Annotated in this window: 18 protein-coding genes; 13 read left to right on the top strand and 5 right to left on the bottom strand. The window is 61.2% G+C overall.

Translation table 11 applies throughout. From position 1 onward, the window contains the following. Positions 1–48 precede the first annotated feature (48 nt). From WYH_RS09380 to WYH_RS09420, 9 genes are all read left to right on the top strand, one after another. Positions 49–858 carry an NAD(P)-dependent oxidoreductase gene (locus tag WYH_RS09380; protein WP_046903615.1) on the top strand — a complete coding sequence of 270 codons (810 nt, stop codon included), beginning with the start codon at positions 49–51 and terminating at the stop codon, positions 856–858. Positions 859–865: 7 nt separating this feature from the next. Continuing rightward, positions 866–1,891, top strand: coding sequence for an amidohydrolase family protein (locus WYH_RS09385; RefSeq protein WP_046903616.1), 1,026 nt, complete (start codon positions 866–868; stop codon positions 1,889–1,891). Next, positions 1,888–2,205: a DUF2218 domain-containing protein gene (locus WYH_RS09390; protein WP_046903617.1), complete on the top strand. Its 318-nt coding sequence runs from the start codon at positions 1,888–1,890 to the stop codon at positions 2,203–2,205. The genes WYH_RS09385 and WYH_RS09390 overlap by 4 nt, the downstream gene beginning before the upstream one ends. An 8-nt stretch (positions 2,206–2,213) precedes the next feature. Continuing rightward, the gene (gene ligA, locus WYH_RS09395; RefSeq protein WP_046905023.1) at positions 2,214–2,618 is read left to right on the top strand and encodes a protocatechuate 4,5-dioxygenase subunit alpha; all 405 of its coding nucleotides are present in this window, start codon (positions 2,214–2,216) and stop codon (positions 2,616–2,618) included. Between the two features lie 4 nt (positions 2,619–2,622). Continuing rightward, positions 2,623–3,486, top strand: a complete 864-nt coding sequence (locus tag WYH_RS09400; RefSeq protein ID WP_046903618.1) for a class III extradiol dioxygenase subunit beta — start codon at positions 2,623–2,625, stop codon at positions 3,484–3,486. A 97-nt stretch (positions 3,487–3,583) separates the two neighbouring features. Beyond that, on the top strand, positions 3,584–4,543 hold the full coding sequence (locus tag WYH_RS09405) for a Gfo/Idh/MocA family oxidoreductase (RefSeq protein ID WP_046903619.1): 960 nt from the start codon (positions 3,584–3,586) through the stop codon (positions 4,541–4,543). 82 nt (positions 4,544–4,625) lie between these two features. Beyond that, the gene (locus WYH_RS09410; protein ID WP_046903620.1) at positions 4,626–4,994 is read left to right on the top strand and encodes a hypothetical protein; all 369 of its coding nucleotides are present in this window, start codon (positions 4,626–4,628) and stop codon (positions 4,992–4,994) included. A 76-nt stretch (positions 4,995–5,070) separates the two neighbouring features. Further along, positions 5,071–6,063 (top strand): aldo/keto reductase, encoded by a 993-nt coding sequence (locus WYH_RS09415; protein ID WP_046903621.1) that lies wholly within the window; start codon positions 5,071–5,073, stop codon positions 6,061–6,063. Then, positions 6,060–6,869, top strand: a complete 810-nt coding sequence (locus WYH_RS09420) for a CmcJ/NvfI family oxidoreductase (protein WP_046903622.1) — start codon at positions 6,060–6,062, stop codon at positions 6,867–6,869. The genes WYH_RS09415 and WYH_RS09420 overlap by 4 nt, the downstream gene beginning before the upstream one ends. 73 nt (positions 6,870–6,942) lie before the next feature. Here the strand turns inward: WYH_RS09420 and WYH_RS09425 are convergent, their stop codons facing one another. The 4 genes from WYH_RS09425 to WYH_RS09440 form a co-directional block, all read right to left on the bottom strand. Further along, positions 6,943–7,293 carry a DUF4168 domain-containing protein gene (locus WYH_RS09425; RefSeq protein WP_082347937.1) on the bottom strand — a complete coding sequence of 117 codons (351 nt, stop codon included), beginning with the start codon at positions 7,291–7,293 and terminating at the stop codon, positions 6,943–6,945. Positions 7,294–7,437: 144 nt separating this feature from the next. Then, positions 7,438–7,902, bottom strand: a complete 465-nt coding sequence (locus WYH_RS09430; protein WP_046903623.1) for an acetyltransferase — start codon at positions 7,900–7,902, stop codon at positions 7,438–7,440. 1 nt (position 7,903) lies between these two features. Beyond that, positions 7,904–8,761, bottom strand: coding sequence for a dienelactone hydrolase family protein (locus tag WYH_RS09435; protein ID WP_046903624.1), 858 nt, complete (start codon positions 8,759–8,761; stop codon positions 7,904–7,906). Between the two features lie 122 nt (positions 8,762–8,883). Beyond that, the gene (locus WYH_RS09440; RefSeq protein WP_046903625.1) at positions 8,884–9,825 is read right to left on the bottom strand and encodes an SDR family NAD(P)-dependent oxidoreductase; all 942 of its coding nucleotides are present in this window, start codon (positions 9,823–9,825) and stop codon (positions 8,884–8,886) included. A gap of 74 nt (positions 9,826–9,899) precedes the next feature. Here WYH_RS09440 and WYH_RS09445 point away from each other — a divergent pair, with 74 nt between their 5' ends. Then, entirely contained in the window at positions 9,900–10,598 is a 699-nt protein-coding gene (locus tag WYH_RS09445) for a nuclear transport factor 2 family protein (protein ID WP_046903626.1), read from the top strand. A gap of 314 nt (positions 10,599–10,912) precedes the next feature. Next, positions 10,913–13,336 (top strand): TonB-dependent receptor, encoded by a 2,424-nt coding sequence (locus tag WYH_RS09450; protein ID WP_046903627.1) that lies wholly within the window; start codon positions 10,913–10,915, stop codon positions 13,334–13,336. Between the two features lie 79 nt (positions 13,337–13,415). Here the strand turns inward: WYH_RS09450 and WYH_RS09455 are convergent, their stop codons facing one another. After that, positions 13,416–14,525, bottom strand: a complete 1,110-nt coding sequence (locus WYH_RS09455; RefSeq protein WP_046903628.1) for a 5-methyltetrahydropteroyltriglutamate--homocysteine S-methyltransferase — start codon at positions 14,523–14,525, stop codon at positions 13,416–13,418. 203 nt (positions 14,526–14,728) lie between these two features. Here WYH_RS09455 and WYH_RS09460 point away from each other — a divergent pair, with 203 nt between their 5' ends. Then, positions 14,729–16,849, top strand: a complete 2,121-nt coding sequence (locus WYH_RS09460; RefSeq protein ID WP_046903629.1) for a PQQ-dependent dehydrogenase, methanol/ethanol family — start codon at positions 14,729–14,731, stop codon at positions 16,847–16,849. Between the two features lie 139 nt (positions 16,850–16,988). Then, complete coding sequence (locus tag WYH_RS09465; RefSeq protein WP_046903630.1) at positions 16,989–18,503, top strand: aldehyde dehydrogenase family protein; 1,515 nt, start codon at positions 16,989–16,991, stop codon at positions 18,501–18,503. Positions 18,504–18,511: the final 8 nt, after the last annotated feature.

Here is an 18,511-nt window from a genome sequence, read left to right on the forward strand (position 1 = left end):
AACACATACATTCTGTAGGGGCGGGGGCGGAAGGATGCCACAAACGAAATGAACGCGCAGACCCCATCCCTGACCCTGATCGGCTTCGGTGAGGCCGGTTTCACCTTTGCCCTTGCCTCCGGCTGGGAAGACAGGGCGATAGCCTGGGACACGGACGAGGCGAAGCGGGCCGCGATGGAAGAATGCGGGGTCCGTCCGGCGGCCAGCGCGAAGGAAGCGCTGGACGGCGCCGTGCTGGTGCTGTGCCTGGTCACGGCGGATCAGGCGCTGAAGGCGGCGCAGGAATATGCGCCCTTCCTGCCCGAAGGCGCGATCTGGTGCGATATGAATTCCGTGGCCCCTGAAACGAAGCGGGCCGCCGCGCAGGCGGTTGAATCAGCCGGCGGTCGCTATGTCGATGTGGCGGTGATGGCGCCGGTCGATCCCGCGCGCATGAATGTACCACTGTTGTTCGCGGGCCCTGCCGCACAGGATGCGATGATGCTGATGCGCGATGCCGGCTTCGCCAAGACCCGCATCGTGGGCGAAGATGTGGGCCGGGCAAGCGCGATCAAGATGATCCGTTCCGTCATGGTGAAAGGGCTGGAGGCACTGTCCAGCGAATGCGCCGCCGCCGCCGATGCGGCAGGCGTGTTCGATGAAGTCATGACCTCGCTCGACGCATCGGAGAAAACCATCCCCTGGGCGGAGCGCGTGGCCTATAATCGCGAGCGTATGGAAACCCACGGTTTACGCCGCGCGGCGGAGATGGAAGAATCGGCCAAGACCCTGCTAGGGCTTGGCGTGGAACCTGTGATGACTCGCGGCACGGTCGAATTGCAACGACGCGCGGCGAATGCAAACCAAGAGAGGAACTGAGGCGCACATGACGCTGATCATCGATTGCCATGGCCATTACACCACTGCTCCGTCCCAGCATGACGACTGGCGCGAAGAGCAGAAAGCCGCTTTCAAGAGCGGCGGCACGCCTCCGCCCTATCCCGAGATCACCGATGACGAGATCCGGGAGACGATCGAGAAGAACCAGCTCAAGCTGATCAAGGAACGCGGCGCGGACCTGACGATCTTTTCCCCGCGTGCCAGCCGCATGGCGCACCATATCGGCGATCAGGGCGTGAGCGAGGCGTGGACCCAGCACTGCAACAACCTGATCTACCGCGTCACCCAGCTCTATCCGGAAACCTTTGTCGGCGTGTGCCAGTTGCCGCAGAGCCCGAAGGCCGACATGGCGGCCAGCGTGAAGGAACTGCGCCGCTGCGTGGAAGAACTGGGCTTCATCGGCTGCAACCTCAATCCCGATCCGGGCGGTGGCCACTTCACCCATCCTCCGCTGACCGATGAATACTGGTTCCCCTTCTACGAGGCGATGAGCGAGCTGGACGTACCGGCGATGATCCACGTCTCCGGGTCCTGCAACCCGGCCATGCATGCCACGGGCGGTTTCTACCTTGCGGCGGACACTGTCGCATTCATGCAGCTGATGGAAGGCGACCTGTTCTCCCGCTTCCCCAATCTGCGCTTCATCATTCCCCATGGCGGCGGCGCCGTGCCGTTCCACTGGGGCCGCTATCGCGGCCTGGCGGACATGCTGAAGAAGCCGAGCCTCGACGAATACATCATGACCAATGTGTTCTTCGACACTTGCGTCTATCACCAGCCCGGCATCAACCTGCTGGCCGATGTGATCGACAACAAGAACATCCTGTTCGGCAGTGAAATGGTGGGCGCGGTGCGCGGGATCGACCCGACAACCGGCCAGTATTTCGACGATACGAAGCGCTATATCGATGCGCTGGATATCTCCGCGGAAGAAAAGCACGCGATCTTCGAAGGCAATGCCCGAAAGGTGTTTCCGCGTCTGGACGCAAAACTGAAAGAACGCGGCCTATGAGCAATGCCGAATCCGCCGTCACCGCAACCGGTTTCGCAGCCTGCGAAAAGCCGGAACGCTATATCCAGCAGCTCGCCTCGCATTGGAGCCACAAGATGGCCACCAGCTATGACGAAGGCGACGGGATGGGCGTGTTTCCGTTCTCCGAACTGGACAATGCGGTGATGACGGCCCGGCATGGCGGCATCGCCATCACGCTTACCACCGCCGATGCGGCGCAGAACGAACATCTCCGCGCCGTGATCGAACGCCACCTTGATCGCTTCGCCTTCCGCGAGGCCCCGCTGACCTACAAATGGGAAGAGCAGCAATGACAAAGACCATGCCCCGCGACGTGCATGCCTATCTCGCCGAGTTCGACGATATACCCGGCACGCGCGTTTTCACCGCCAACCGGGCCCGCAAGGGTTACCACCTGAACCAGTTCGCGATGAGCCTGATGAAGCCGGAAAACCGCGAACGTTTCCTGGCGGACGAGCGCGCCTATCTGGACGAATGGCCGATGACCGAAGAGGCGAAGAAGGCCGTTCTCGCCCGTGATTACAATGCGATGATCGACGAAGGCGGCAATATCTATTTCCTGGCCAAGCTGTTCTCCACCGATCGGCAGAGCTTCCAGGACGCGGCCGGTTCCATGACCGGCATGAGCAAGGACGAATATGCCGCGATGATGATCGCGGGTGGACGCTCGCCCAATGGCGTGCGTTCCAAGAAGGAGGGGAATTGAACACATGGCCCGCATTACCCACGGCCTGACCACCAGCCACGTGCCCGCAATCGGCGCGATGATCGACCAGGGTCGGACGGACGACGATTACTGGAAGCCGATCTTCGCCGGCTATGAATGGACCAAGGACTATGTCGCGAAAAACATGCCCGACGTGGTCATTCTGGTTTACAACGACCACGCATCCGCCTTCGACATGAAGGTGATCCCGACCTTCGCGATCGGCTGCGCCGACAAGTTCGAACCGGCCGATGAAGGCTGGGGCCCGCGCCCCGTGCCGCCGGTTGAAGGTCATGCAGACCTTGCCTGGCACATCGCGCAGAGCTGCATCCTCGACGAATTCGACATGACCATCATCAATGAGATGGATGTCGATCACGGCCTGACCGTGCCGCTGGATGTCATCTTCGACAGCAAGGACAACAAGACGCCGAAGAAATGGCCGACCAAGGTCATCCCGATCGCTGTCAACGTGGTCACCTATCCGCCGCCCTCCGGCAATCGCTGCTGGATGCTGGGCGAAGCAATCGCCCGCGCGGTTGCCAGCTATCCCGAAGATCTGAACGTGCACATCTGGGGCACGGGCGGCATGAGCCACCAGTTGCAGGGTCCGCGCGCCGGCCTGATCAATCCGGATTGGGACAAGCGCTTCCTGGACGATCTGACCCGGGATCCGCAGCGCCTGCGCACGATCGAACATATCGAATATCTGCGCGAGACCGGATCCGAAGGGATCGAGATGGTGATGTGGCTGATCATGCGCGGCGCGCTGGGACCGAATGTCTCGGAACTCCACCGCCATTACCACGTACCATGTTCGAACACCGCGCTGGGCCATATCGTTCTCAAGAACGAAGACGCCGCCTAGCCGGTCCGACATTCCGGGGGAGCGGGGCCATCCCGCTTCCCCCTTTCCAGCGTATGATCCCGCCATTGGGCGGGTACAGATTATTGAGGAGAGCTCCATGCGTATTGCCCTCGCCGGCGCCGGCGCCTTTGGCGAAAAGCATCTCGACGGACTTAAGAATATCGACGGCGTGGAAATCACGTCGATCATTTCCCGCCGTGCCGAACAGGCCGCGGAAGTTGCCGCCAAATACGGCGCAAAACATTCCGGCACCGAACTTTCCGAAGCGCTGGAGCGCGACGATGTCGATGCCGTCATCCTCTGCACGCCGACCCAGATGCACGCCGAACAGGCGATCCAGTGCATGAATGCGGGCAAGCATGTGCAGGTGGAAATCCCGCTGTCCGACAGCTGGGCCGATGCGCAGGCCGTGCTGGACAAGCAGAAGGAAACCGGGCTGGTCTGCATGGTCGGCCACACCCGCCGCTTCAACCCCAGCCACCAGTTCGTGAAGAACCGGATCGATGCGGGCGAATTCAATATCCAGGCGATGGATATCGAAACCTTCTTCTTCCGCCGCAAGAACATGAACGCGAAGGGGCAGCCGCGCAGCTGGACGGACCATCTGCTGTGGCACCATTCCGCCCATTCGATCGACATTTTCCAGTACATGACCGGCAGCAAGGTGGTGACCGCCAATGCCATCCAGGGTCCGCGCCATCCCGAACTGGGCATCGCCATGGACATGTCGATCCAGCTGAAGACCGAAGCGGGCCAGATCCTGACCCTTGCCCTGTCCTTCAACAATGACGGGCCGCTGGGCACCTTCTTCCGCTATATCGGCGATACGGCGACCTATATCGCCCGTTATGACGACCTGGTGACGGGCCGCGAGGAACCGATCGACCTGTCCGGCGTCGCCGTTTCCAGCAATGGCATCGAACTGCAGGACCGCGAATTCATCGCCGCGATCCGCGAAGGCCGCGAACCCAATTCCTCGGTCGCATCGGTGCTGGATTGCTACCGTGTGATCGGCGAACTGGCCGCCAGCCTTGAAGAACAGGATGGCTGGTCCTGAGAACACAGCGCGATTGCGCTTGACCGGCCGAAACTGACCGCAGAATGTAATCCCCCAGAAGATAAAAAATCTGGGGGATTGCATGGCTGGACTGGACCGCCTCCTGGCGGATGCTGAAGACACGCATCGAAAAATGCTGGATGCGCTTGCGAGCGATGGCGAACGGGCGATCAGGGACATCGTCAGATTGCGCACACGCTTCGCCACGCTGGTGGCGGAACTGGTTGGCGCAATCCGCGCCGATCCGCGCCTGCTGGCTGACCTGAACCTGGCCGAAGAATTCGAGGAACGCTTCTTCGCCGTTCGCAAGCGCCTGGCCGAACATCAATCGCAATGGCGTGCCGCCGCTATCGAAAAGGACGTGTCCGGCTATCGCCGGTCGGCCAATGAACTTGCGCAGGTCCAGGGCGATTTCTACCAGTGGGCCCGATCGGCACTGTCAGACGCCTGACGGCTGAACCGCGCAAAACCGGCAAAGTCCGAAACCACTCACGCCCATATCGGGCAAAGACCAAGTCAGGAGACCCATGACCCGCTCTATCGCCGGAACCGAACTGCATCCCGTCGGCCTTGGCTGCATGAACCTGTCCTGGGCCTATGCCACGCCGCCTGCCCATGACGATTGCGTTGCCTTCCTCAACCGTTCGCTGGACCTGGGATATAACCACCTCGATACGGCCCGCATCTATGGCGCGGGCAAGAACGAGGCGCTGATCGGCGAAGCGCTGAAGGGGCGGCGCAAGGAGTTTTTCCTCGCATCCAAGACCGGGATCATAGTGGACGGGCCGAAACGCGGCATCGATTGCAGCCCGGCCCATATCGAAGAGGATATCGACAAGAGCCTCGAACTGCTCGGCACCGATCACATCGATCTGTACTACATGCACCGTTTCGATCCGAAAGTGCCGATCGCCGATTCTGTCGGCGCATTCCAGAAGGCGATCGAAGCAGGCAAGATCAGCGCCTATGGCGTATCCGAATGGTCTTCCGCCCATATCCGCGAAGCACATGCGGTCCATCCGGTCGGCGCGGTGCAGACTGAATATTCGCTGTGGACGCGCAATGTCGAACTGGGCGTGCTGGATACTTGCAAGGAACTGGGCATTCCCTTCGTCGCCTTCAGCCCGGTGGCCCGCGGCGCGCTTGGCGGCGTGCTCAAGGATCCCTCCACGCTGGAGGAAAAGGATTTGCGGACCAAGATGCCGCGCTTCAACGCGGAAAACTGGCCGAAGAACCTGAAGGTGATCGAGGAATTCAACGCATTGGCCGAAGGCGCCGGCATCACTCCGGCCCAGCTTTCGCTCGCCTGGGTGCTTTCGCGCGGGGGCAATGTCCATGTCATCCCCGGCACAACCAATCTCCGGCACCTTGAAGACAATTACAATGCCGGGAATCTGGACGTTTCCACCGATGTGCTGGAAGAAGCGGACCGGCTGATCAACCACCAGACCATTTCCGGCCACCGCTATCACGATGCGATCCGGCCGACCATCGATACCGAGGAGTTTGAACCGGCATGACCACGCTGCACGCGCCGATCGCCTATGTGAAGGATACCGGCGATCGGCCGCGTTACTATGCCAACGCGCATGAGAAGGACACGATTGTCCTCGACCCGGTCGAAATGGAAATCACCGACATGCGGGGGGAAAGCACTTCGCTGGATGTCGAAGGTTGCATCCTCACCCGGCATCGCAGCGAAGTGGCCGATTTTTCCGACCCGGAACAGATCGAACTGATCCATGCAGCGGAGATTACCGCCCTGCTGAAACAGGTTACCGGCTGCGATGAAGTGGTGGTGACGCCGCGCGGTATCCTCCGCTTTTCCGAAAAGACCGGGCAGACAGGCAGCAGCGACAATTCCCATCCGGCGCGTTTCGCCCATGTCGATGTTTCGGCGCCGACCGGGGCAGAATTCCGGGCCCGGTCGGCACCGCAAGGCCGCGCAATCGCCCGCAGCGCGCAATTCAATGTATGGCGCGCAATCAGCGGCGCGCCGCAGGACGTACCGCTGGCCCTATGCGATACGCGATCGGTGAAAGGGCCGGAACTGATCAGGGCCGATGCCATCTTCGATCCGCCGGGCGGTGCGCCCGAATTCAGCTTCGAAGGTTATGTGGTGGCCCATGATACCGGCCATCGCTGGCTGTGGTTCAGCGATATGACGCCGGACGAGGTCATCATCTTCAAGACCAGCGAAAGCGATCCCGAACGGGCGCAATGCATCCCGCATGTGGCCTTCGATAATCCGCTGGCCCCGCCGGATTCACCGCCCCGCGTCAGCGTGGAAATGCGCGCCACCTGTTACTGGTACGCCTTACCCTGACATGACAGACCCCGCGATCACCGGATCGCGGGGTCTGCATGGGGCGATAGCCGCCCGACCACCAGGGGCCTGACTACTGGTTGCTGGTCTGGCCCTGCTGCTGGGCGATGGCCATCTGCACCTTCTGCTGCAATTCTGTGTCCGATTGCACGGCCTTGCTGATGGCATTGAAGGTCTGCGGATCAAGGCCGGCCTCATCCACGATTGCTGCCATCCTGGATTTCTTGTCAGCCTGTTCCAGCGTCGTGTCTGCGGCAACATCCTGGATCTGCACGACAGCCTCCGCAAAACCATCGATCTGCTGGTCGGTGAAGTCAGTCGCACCCGGCGCCGGGGCGGCAGGAGCCGGTGCCGGGGCGTCTTGGGCAAAAGCGGCGCCACCAGCCATAAGGGCACAAGCCACTGTAAATACTGCAATTTTCATTTCATCTCTCCGTTAATATCGCGTGGATCACGGATGAGCTGACACCTTGTTCCTGCGAGACAAGGAATAACCCGTCGAGCCGAAATGATTTGAAGATGGACCGTTCCCGAGGAGGAAATTTGCCCCCTGCCAGGCCCTCCCGGCCTATCCGCTGGCCAATACCTGCTGATAGCGCAGATGAATCAGCGGGAATGGGCGCCCCTGCCCGTCCAGTTCGGAACGTCCCGTCCGCTGGAAGCCCAGATGTTCGTAGAACGCCAGCGCAGCCGGATTCTGTTCATTTACATCGGTGGTCAGCGCCGGATGGAGCTGCAGTGCATGGGCCACCAGCGTCCGTCCCACCCCTGATCCGGCATGGGCGGGATCGATGAACAGGGCCTCCAAATGTCCATCATCCAGCAGCATGAAGGCTATCGGCCGATCCGCATCGTCAACGGCCAGCCACAGCGGCATTTGCGGCAGGAATTCACGCACTTCCGCATCGATTGCCGCCAGATCTTCCGGCGGCAGGAAATCATGGGTCGCTTCTACCGCAGCCCGCCAGATGGCGACCGCCCGCTCTCCATCCTCAGAACTCGAAGGTCGAATGGCATAGCGGGCAGTTCCCATATCAAAGCGCGCTTTCGTAAAGGGCGAGCAGGCGGCTCCACGCCTTTTCCGCCGGTTCTTCTGCGTAAACCGGGGAATCGACCACGGTCCAGCCATGATCCCCGGCATAGACTTCGATCTCTGCCGGGCGGCCTGCTGCCTCCGCCGCTGCGCGCAAGGCATCCTTTTCGCCCGGTACGCGGGCATCGTCATTCTGGGCGATGGCGATCAGGAAGCTCGCCTGCGTGTCATCCAGAAGATTGATCGGGGCGGTATCATCATCGCCGACCAGACCTCCGCCATGGAAGCTGGCCCCCGCCTTCACGCGCGAAGGAACGGCAGCGGCGGTGCGCACCACGAAGGGGCCGCCCATGCAATATCCCTGCGTGCCGATACCGCGCGACGTATCGACCGCCTCCTGCCCATCCAGCCAGGCCACGGCAGCCTTCGCCGTTTCGGTCACCGCCTCATGCGTGTTTTCTTCACGCCAGGGGCCGACTTTCGCCATGCCGTCATTATTGCGCCAATCCTCGAAATCTTCGAACTGTGGGGCCGGCGCGCTCTGATAATAAGGGTTGAGCACCAGAACCGAATAGCCTTCGCCCGCCAGGCGCCGGGCCATCATCTTGAAGGCATCGCGCAGCCCGGCAATATCCGGCCAGACTATGACCGCCGGATACGCCCCTTCCGCCGGATGGACGAAGAATGCGTCCATCGTGCCCAGCGGCGTGCTGAAGCTCACCATTTCTTCCGAAAGCGATCCTTCCGCCTTCGCACCATTCATCGGCGCGCAGGCGGCAAGGCCCGCAATCGCGCCAAAGGCCGTGAACTGACGACGATTGAGCCGCCCCATTCGAGCCAATTGCTGTTCGTCACACATGAAAGCCTCCTCGCTTCCCTTCCCGGATGACGAGGATAGCAAGGCATTTGGCCGCGTCCACTGACTCTTGGCAGCCTCCTGGCGGCGGGCACGGCCATTGCCGCGCGCGCCACCAATTCGCCTCAGGTCAGATCGTCAAGCTGGACCACCAGCCCTTCTTCCGCCGCCTTCATCGCATCGCGCCGCAATTGTTCGATCTTCAAACGGCCGGCGGGCGCTTCTTCATCGGGCAACGCGGCCATGATCTTTTCGTGCATCTCCTCGAAATCCGGGCCGTGTTCGGGATGGGTCAGGATCAGGCCCTTCTGTTCGGTCATGCCGGCCAGGATCTTTGTACCCACCTCATAGGGATCCATGCCTTCTTCAAATGCCGTGCCGAACTGTTCCAGTTCCCCCTCCCGCGTCGGTGCGAAACCGCTATCCTTGAAACTGTCAGGCCGCTTGGTCGCGCTGGCCCAGGCATTGGTGCGGGTCAGCGCCGGGCAACACAGCGAACAGCCGATGCCATGCGGAGCAAGGTTGTAGCGCAGCGATTCGGTCAGCCCGCGCACGGCGAACTTGCTGGCCGTGTAGATACCCGCCTGCGGCCCCGGCAGGAAAGCCGCCATGCTGGCCACATTGACGACGTGGCGGCGCCCCTCGCTCGCCTTGATTTTCGGCAGGAAGGAAACCAGCCCGTTGACCACACCGCCGAAATTGACGCCCATGATCCAGTCGTAATCGTCATAGCTGGCCTCGTCCGTCGGACCGAAGACGGATACGCCGGCATTGTTCACCAGCACATGCACTTCGCCGAAATGGTCAACCACCTGCTGCGCCACTTCGGCGAAGCGTTCCCGGTCGGTAACATCCAGCTTCGCGAAGAGCGGCTGTTCATACCCTTTTTCGGCAAACCATTCGGCGGTGCGCGCCTTGTCGTCCTCGTTACGATAGCTGAGCGCCAGGCGCATTCCGGCATCGGCAAATGCCTGTGCCACGCCCAGTCCGATACCCGTCACCGCGCCCGTGATGAACGCCACGCGGCCTGCCCATTTGCCGTCCTGCAACCATTGTTTGTCGGCCATTTTTGCCAGTTTCCTCTCGCCAAAACATTCACGATCGTTAGGAACGCATACAAAGAATTCAGGGAGAGTCGAAGATGAGTGATGTCGAAAAACGCCTTGCCGCGCTCGAAAACCGGGTTGGAGAGCTGGAGGATATCAATGCTATCCGCCGTTTGCACTGGGCCTATGGCTATTACATCGATTTCAACCGGCCGAACGAAGTGGCGGATTTGTTTGCGGAAGATGGCGTGGTCGTCTTCCTTTCCGGCGAATATGTCGGCCATGCTGGCGTAAAACGTCTTTACGGAGACTGGATCGCCGGACGGTTCACCGGCGGCAAACCGGGGCCTGTCAACGGATTGCTGCTGGATCACTTCCAGATGCAGGACATCATCACCGTCGCACCGGACCGGCAGACGGCAAAGGGCCGTTTCCGTGGCCTGCTGTTCGGCGGCTGGCATGACGATTTCCTGGAAGCCAAACCCGATTTCATGCCCCAGCAATTCATGGAAGCCGGCGTTTACGAAAATGACTATGTCCGGGAAAACGGCGTCTGGAAAATCCAGCGGCTGGATTACAAGATGCAGTGGCAGGGCAATTACGAAGAAGGCTGGGCCCACACGACCAGCCATCTCCAGCCTGCCGAAAAGCTCTATCCCGAAGATCCGGTCGGCCCCGACCGGCTGCTGCCGGCAGAAGAGATTCGCAAGACCTGGCCCTATCGCCATGACGTGCCGATGCATTTCGCCCATCCCAAGTTCGGCGCCATCCTGGCCGGACAGGAACAGGGCTGACCAAAGGCTGTTTCTTCCGGCCAGCCAGATCAAGGCATGACGTGACCACCTGCCCGCGGGACCCAGGCCCTGCGGACAGGTGGTTTTTTGTTGCGCCGCATTGACGGGCTGGCCTGCGCCATTCGGGATTGCCCGAAAATTCGTTTACGAGTGGATCATACACTCCCACATCGTTGTTACCCGTTTGCACTAATCGCAGAATACTGCGGCTCCGGACCCCATATTCATCTTTCAGAAATCCGCTGGTCGCGTATGCGGCGCCCGACTTTTCAACGCCCCGCCCGAGGGCGGTGCCAACAAGGGAGACGGGTCTGATGCTTCAGATTAATACGGCCAGAGTGCGACGTTCACTCGCCGGAAGTATTTCACTTTTTGCCATCTGTGCCGCCAGCCCTGCCATCGCGCAGGACCAGCCGGTACAGGAACCTCAGGCGCAGCCTGCGAACGGCGTCGAAGAAATCGTCGTGACCGCGCAGTTCCGCGAACAGAACCTGCAGGACACGCCTCTGGCCATCACCGCAGTGTCGAGCGACATGCTCGAAGCGCGCAGCCAGACCAATGTGGCCGAAGTTGCCGCACAGGCTCCGTCCGTGTCGCTGAAGCCGCAGGGCAGCTCCTATGGCCCCTCGATCGCTGCCAGCATCCGCGGTGTCGGCCAGTATGACTTCAACCCCGCTCTCGAACCGGGCGTGGGCCTTTATATTGACGATGTCTATTATGCTACGCTGACCGGCTCGCTGTTCGACCTGCTCGATCTCGACCGTGTCGAAATCCTCCGCGGCCCGCAGGGCACGCTGGCTGGCCGTAACTCCATCGGCGGCGCGGTGAAGCTTTATTCCAAGCGTCCGACCGGTTCCAACACCGGCTATGTTTCCGCCACTTACGGTATCCGTGATCGGCTGGACCTGCGCGCCAGCGCCGATTTCGGCCTGACCGATACGCTGTCCACCCGCATTTCCGGCGTCTCCAAGTCGCAGGACGGCTATATCAAGCGCATGGATTTCGGCTGCGTCTATCCGGCGGGCGAAAGCGATGTGAACCCCGAAGGCGGCGTGACCGCCACCCTGCCCTACAATTCGGATTGCGTTTCCGCGCGTGAGGGCGAAGTCAATTTCGAAGCGGTGCGCGGCCAGCTGCGCTGGGAACCGACCAGCCGCCTCGATATCAATATCGCTGCCGACTACACGCATGACGATCGCAACAATGGCGGTTCGGTGCTGGTGGAACGCAGGAACGCCGCAGGCGAAATCGCCAGCCCGTATTACCCCTATCCGGCAAATCCTTCCGCGCGGGTATTCGACATCAATCCGTACGAAGCTGACGTTCCTTATGACAGCCGCTTCGTCTGCGGGCCATATTGCAACTTCGCCAATTACGCGATGCTGGCAGATAACGGGCAGCCGGCGCTTTCCGCCAATGGCCGCACGAAGTTCGAAGGCTGGGGCGTTTCGGGCCAGGTCGATTGGGACGTGACCGATTCCCTGCAGCTGGTTTCGATCAGCGCCTACCGCGAATATCGTTCGCAGTTCACCAATGACGATGCGGCATCGCCGCTTTCGCACAGCCTGGGCATCAGCGACCTTACCTTCTGGTCGTTCAGCCAGGAAGTCCGCCTGAACGGTATCGCGCTGGACGATCGGCTGGAATACACGGTCGGCGGGTTCTACATGGACCAGCGTTCGGTCTATGGCGCGCTGCAGTCGCTGCGTTATTCCGGTCTCGATCCCTTCATCCAGGACGATCCGGTGAATGCGGACACCAAGGCCGCCTTCGCGCATGTTTCCTGGAACCCGATCGATCCGCTGACGCTGACGGCCGGCATCCGCTATACCGACGAGCACAAGGACTACACCTATGTCCGCCGCACGCTGGATGGCGGTGTGCATCCGCAGCTTGGCGCGCTGGACGGCGTGACCGGTACGTATGACCACGACCGTGTCGATTACCGCCTGAACGCGATGTATGAGATCACGCCGGAAATCTCGGTCTATGGCCAGTGGTCGACCGGATTCAAGGGCGGCGGCATCAACCCGCGTCCGTTCTTTGCGCAGCAGGTGCTGTCCTTCGATCCGGAAACGCTCGAATCCTTCGAAGTCGGCTTCAAGAGCGACCTGTTCGACCGGATGATGCGCCTCAACCTGGCGGCGTTCTACAGCAACTACAACGGCATTCAGCTGGCGCTGAACAACTGCCCGCAGGCAGGTGCCGGCTTCGCCGTTCCCTGCTCGCTGCCGTCAAATGCCGGCGACGCGCATGTGAAGGGCTTCGAGGTGGAAACGTCGCTGCGTCCGGTGGACGGCTTCGTGATCGACGGCACGGTTAGCTATGTCGATTTCGATTATGTCGCGGATTCGCTGGAACCGGCGAGCGGCATCCAGCCGGACATGGTTTCGAACTACACGCCGAAATGGAAGTGGTCGATCGGCGCGCAGTATGAAGCGCTGCTGGGTTCTGCCGGATCCATCACGCCGCGTTTCGATGCCTCTTACCAGAGCGACATCTACACCAACGCGATCAACGGCCCGACGAACAAGATCGACGATTATATCGTCGCCAATGCTCGTCTGACCTGGAAGAACGAGGACGAAGACCTGGAGCTCGGGGTGGAAGTGACCAACCTGTTCGACAAGTACTACTTCCAGTCCCTGTTCGACCTGACGCGTGCAGGCGCCGGTTTCGTGACCGGCCTGCCGGGCCGTCCGCGCGAATGGGCGGTTACCGCGAAGAAGAAATTCTGATCGCGTCACACGATTGGAAAAATGGAAAGGGCGGCCAATTGGCCGCCCTTTCTTTATGCTGTCTTGGCAAAGGGCAGGTTCAGCCCCAGACTTCTTCTGCCACTTCCACGCAGAGGCGTATCTTGTCCGCCTGCTGTTCCGTGGTCAGATCATTTCCGTGGACGGTGCTGGCAAAGCCGCATTGCGGGCTGAGGGCGAGCTGATCGAGATCGGCAAACTTGCTCGCTTCGTCGATCCGGCGCTTGATATCGTCCTTGCTTTCCAACTGCCCCAGCTTGGTGGTGACGAGGCCGAGTACGACCGTCTTGCCCTTGGGCAGGAAACGCAGGGGCGCGAAATCGCCCGAGCGCGGATCGTCATATTCCAGGAAGAAGGCGTCAATATCCAGTTCGTTGAACATGATCTCCGCCACCGGCTCATAGCCGCCTTCGGCCGCCCATGAACTGCGGAAATTACCTCGGCACAGATGGATCGCCTTGATCATGTCGGACGGGGCGGAACCGAAAGCATCATTGATCAGGGCCGCATATTGGCGCGGCGTTTCGTCGGGATCCATGCCCCGTGCGCGGGCATCGTCCCGGTGGCTCTCGTCGCAGAGATAGGCGAGATTGGTATCGTCCATCTGCAAATAGCGGCAACCGGCCTCCGCCAGACTATCCACTTCTGCACGGTAGGCCGCGGCGACATCGGCGTAGAATGCATCCATTTCGGGATAGACATCTTCCGGAATGCCCTGCCGGCCGGCGCGGAAATGCAGCATGGTCGGGCTGGGAATGGCGACCTTGGGTGTTTCGGTGGCGACGGAGGCCAGATATTCGTAATCGGCTTTCTGGATCGGCTTCACATGTTCGATCTTACCGGTGACGACCATTTTCGGCGGCGCAAAATGCACATCCTTGCCGGTATCGTTCTTGAATGCCTTTTCAATACCGCCCTGTTCTTCGACACCCGATAGCTGAAGCAGGAAATCAGTATGGAAGAAGTAACGCCGGAACTCGCCATCGGTGATCGATTTGAGGCCGAGTCCTTCTTGCCATTTCACGAGTTCGGCAATCGCCTCGTCCTCGATCTGGCGCAGGGCCGCATAGTCGATATTACCTGCGGCGCGGTGTTCGCGCGCCTCCACCACGGAACGCGGTCGCAGGAATGAACCGACATGGTCGGCGCGCAAAGGCAGCTTGGTAGTCATGGGAAATGTCCTGTCTTGGTAAAGAATTATCCAAGCCAGCGGTCATAACGCGGGCTCGCGCTCGACTGACGCCAAGAAGATACGCTCATCCCCCTGCCTTCCGCAACGGGCAATTGGGAGAGCGAGTGTGCAACAGCGGCGCTTGACCCAAAAGACTCTACAATTGTAAGCATCACATACGAAAAGGTCCTTGGGAGGGGTCAATGAAAAAGGCGGGGTTGATACTGGCCGGCGCACTCGCGCTGGGCCTGGCTGGCTGCAACGGGGACGCGCAAGGCTCCTCCAAGGACGGGGTGACCGGCGCCCTGATCACTGCAGCGGACGGCAAGGAATGGCTGACCTATGGCCGCGATTATTCCGAACAGAGATATTCCCCGCTGACCGGGATCGGCACCGGCAATGTCGCGGATCTCGGCCTGGCCTGGTTCGCGGATCTGGACACTGCGCGCGGCCAGGAAGCGACTCCGCTGGTCATCGACGGCAAGATCTTCACCAGCACTGCGTGGAGCAAGGTGAAAGCCTATGATGCGCGCAGCGGCGAATTGCTGTGGGATTACGATCCCGAAGTGCCCGGCGAATGGGGCGCCTATGGCTGCTGCGACGTGGTCAATCGCGGGCTGGCCGCATGGGGGGACAAATTGTTCCTCGGCACGTTCGACGGGCGGCTGGTCGCGCTTGATCGCGATACGGGCGAAGTTGCCTGGTCCAGGGAAACGACCGACAGGACCAAGCCCTATACGATCACCGGCGCACCGCGCGTCATCGATGGCAAGGTGCTGATCGGCAATGGCGGCGCCGAATATGGCGTGCGCGGATATATTACCGCCTATGACGCAAACAGCGGGGATCAGCTCTGGCGCTTCTACACCGTGCCGGGCGATCCGCAGGAAGAAGCGGCTGAGCCGGACTATCTGGCGAAGGCCCGCGAAACCTGGAATGGCGAATTCTGGAAACTGGGCGGCGGCGGCACGGTTTGGGACGCCATGGCCTATGACCCGGATCTGGACCTGCTCTATATCGGCGTGGGCAACGGATCGCCGTGGAACCAGTCCTATCGCTCTCCGGGCGGGGGCGACAATCTCTATCTGTCATCCATCGTCGCGCTGAAGCCGGAAACCGGCGAATATGTCTGGCATTACCAGACGACGCCCGGCGAAACCTGGGACTTCACCGCCACGCAGCATATCATGCTGGCCGATCTCGAAATGGATGGGCAGCAGCGCAAGGTGCTGATGCAGGCGCCGAAGAACGGCTATTTCTATGTCATCGACCGCGAGACGGGCGAACTGATTTCCGCCAATAATTACGTGCCGCAGAACTGGACCACCGGGATCGACATGGCCACCGGCCGCCCGATCGAAAATCCGGAGGCACGCTATGACAAGACCGGCAAGCCATTCGTTTCCATGCCGGGCGCCGGGGGCGGACATAGCTGGCACCCGATGGCCTTCAATCCGGTAGAAGGGCTGGTCTATATCCCGGCGATAGAGGCCGGCTTCCCCTATGTCCCGGAAAAGGACTGGAAACCGGACACGGCGCGGGGCTTCAACGTGGGCGTGGACATGGGCGCGGGGGCCATGCCGCCCGATGCCGCCATTCGCCAGGCAACCGCGGATTCCACCAAGGGCGCACTGATCGCCTGGGACCCGGTGAAACAGGAAGAACGCTGGCGCGTGCAATATCCGGGGCCGTGGAATGGCGGTTTGCTGGCGACGGCTGGCGGATTGCTGTTCCAGGGGACGGCAGCCGGCAATTTCGTCGCCTATGACGCGCATGACGGGAAGGAATTATGGTCCTTCCCCGCGCAGACCGGGATCGTTGCCCCGCCCATCACCTATGAACTGGATGGCGAACAATATGTTGCCGTCCTTGCCGGATGGGGCGGCATCTGGACCCTGGCGCCGGGCGGCATCCTGTCCGAACGATCGGGTCCGGTGCGCAATATTTCCCGCCTGCTGGTGTTCAAGCTGGGCGCGAATGGCGAATTGCCGCCCGCCCCGCCGCTGGACCGTATGCCGCTCGACCCGCCGCCCTTCCGCGGCACGAAGGAACAGGTGACTTTGGGCGGATATAATTACGGCCGCTATTGCGGGCAGTGCCATGGCGACGCGGCGATCGGTTCCACCGTGCTGCCCGATCTGCGGCGCAGCGCGGTGCTCGACAATGCCGACAGCTGGCAGATGATCGTCCATGACGGCGCGCTGGCGGATAACGGCATGGCCAGTTTCGCCCCCTCGATCGGCAAGGAGAAGATCGAGGCGATCCGCCAATATGTCATCTTCCGCGCGAACGAGGACAAGAAACTGGGCGGTCTGGGCAGCTAGAACCACTCGACATGCGCGACCAGCAATTCTAACGACCGTTAGAATTTGCGTCGCATGGGCATGACGGCACGTAGGCAGCTGCCAGACCGTTTGCTAGATTGAGACACAAAGGATTCGTTTCGGGAAAGGACCTGGTCAGATGAACGAAGTCACCACCATCGATCGCACACAGCGTGAATATTCCGAGGCCGCCAAGAAGGCGCTCGCCCGCAAGCCGCAGCTCTTCATCAATGGCGAGTGGGTGGATTCCAGCGGCGACGCCACAATCGACGTGGAAGACCCGTCTTCGGGCAAGGTCATTTCCAAATTCGTCGAAGCGACGGACAAGGATATCGACCGTGCCGTTGCTGCCGCCCGTGCAGCTTTCGACGATCGCCGCTGGCGCGATATGCCGCCCGTGGCGCGCGAAAAGATCATGCACAAGATCGCCGATCTGATCGAAGCCCATGCGGATGAGCTGGCCGAACTGGAAGCGATCGACGTGGGCAAGCCCAAGGGCATGGCCGCCGTGGTGGACGTGCCCGGCGCGGCCGCCCATTTCCGTTACATGGCGGGCTGGGCCGGCAAGGCCGGCGGCGAGACGCTGCCCCCCTATTCCATGCCCGGCGGCATGATGTTCGCCTATACGCTGAAGGAACCGGTGGGCGTCTGCGCACAGATCGTGCCGTGGAACTTCCCGCTGCTGATGGCCTGCCTGAAGATCGCCCCGGCACTGGCCGCGGGCTGCACCACGATCCTCAAGCCCGCCGAACAGACCAGCCTGACCGCCCTGCGCCTGGCCGATCTGATCAACGAGGCGGGCGTTCCCGCCGGTGTGGTCAACATCGTCACCGGCTATGGCCACACGGGCGGCGACCGGCTGGTCAAGCATCCCGATGTCGACAAGGTGGCCTTCACCGGTTCGACCGAAATCGGCAAGCTGATCAACCGCAACGCCACCGACACGCTGAAGCATGTCACGCTGGAACTGGGCGGCAAGAGCCCGGTCGTGGTCATGCCCGATGTCGATATCGCGGAAACCGCACCGGGCGTTTCCCAGGCGATCTTCTTCAATTCGGGCCAGGTCTGCGTGGCCGGTTCGCGCCTTTACGCGCATAAGAGCGTGTTCGACAAAGTGGTTGAAGGCATGGCCGAAACCGCCCCCTTCTGGGCTCCGCGCGCCTCGCTCGACCCGGAAGGCCATATGGGCCCGCTCGTTTCCAAGGAGCAGCAGGAACGCGTGCTGGGCTATATCGATGCCGGCAAGCGTGATGGCGCCAGCGTGCTGATGGGTGGCGACAGCCCGTCCAGCGATGGCGGCTATTACGTCAACCCGACCATCCTCACCGATGTGAACCCGCAGATGAGCGTGGTTCGCGAAGAAATCTTCGGCCCGGTCGTCGTCGCCCAGCGGTTCGAGGATCTGGACGAAGTGGTGAAGGACGCCAACGACACGCAATATGGCCTGGCCGCCGGCGTGTGGACCAAGAACGCTTCCGCCGCGCACCAGATCGCCAGCAAGCTGCAGGCGGGCACGGTGTGGATCAATTGCCACGCCATGATCGACCCGGCCCTGCCCTTCGGCGGCTACAAGGAATCCGGCGTCGGCCACGAACAGGGCCGCCTGGGCCTGGAAGCTTACATGGAGACCAAGTCGGTCATCATGAAGCTGTAATAAGCTGT

The sequence above is a fragment of the Croceibacterium atlanticum genome, from assembly GCF_001008165.2.
GTDB classification, from domain to species: domain Bacteria; phylum Pseudomonadota; class Alphaproteobacteria; order Sphingomonadales; family Sphingomonadaceae; genus Croceibacterium_C; species Croceibacterium_C atlanticum.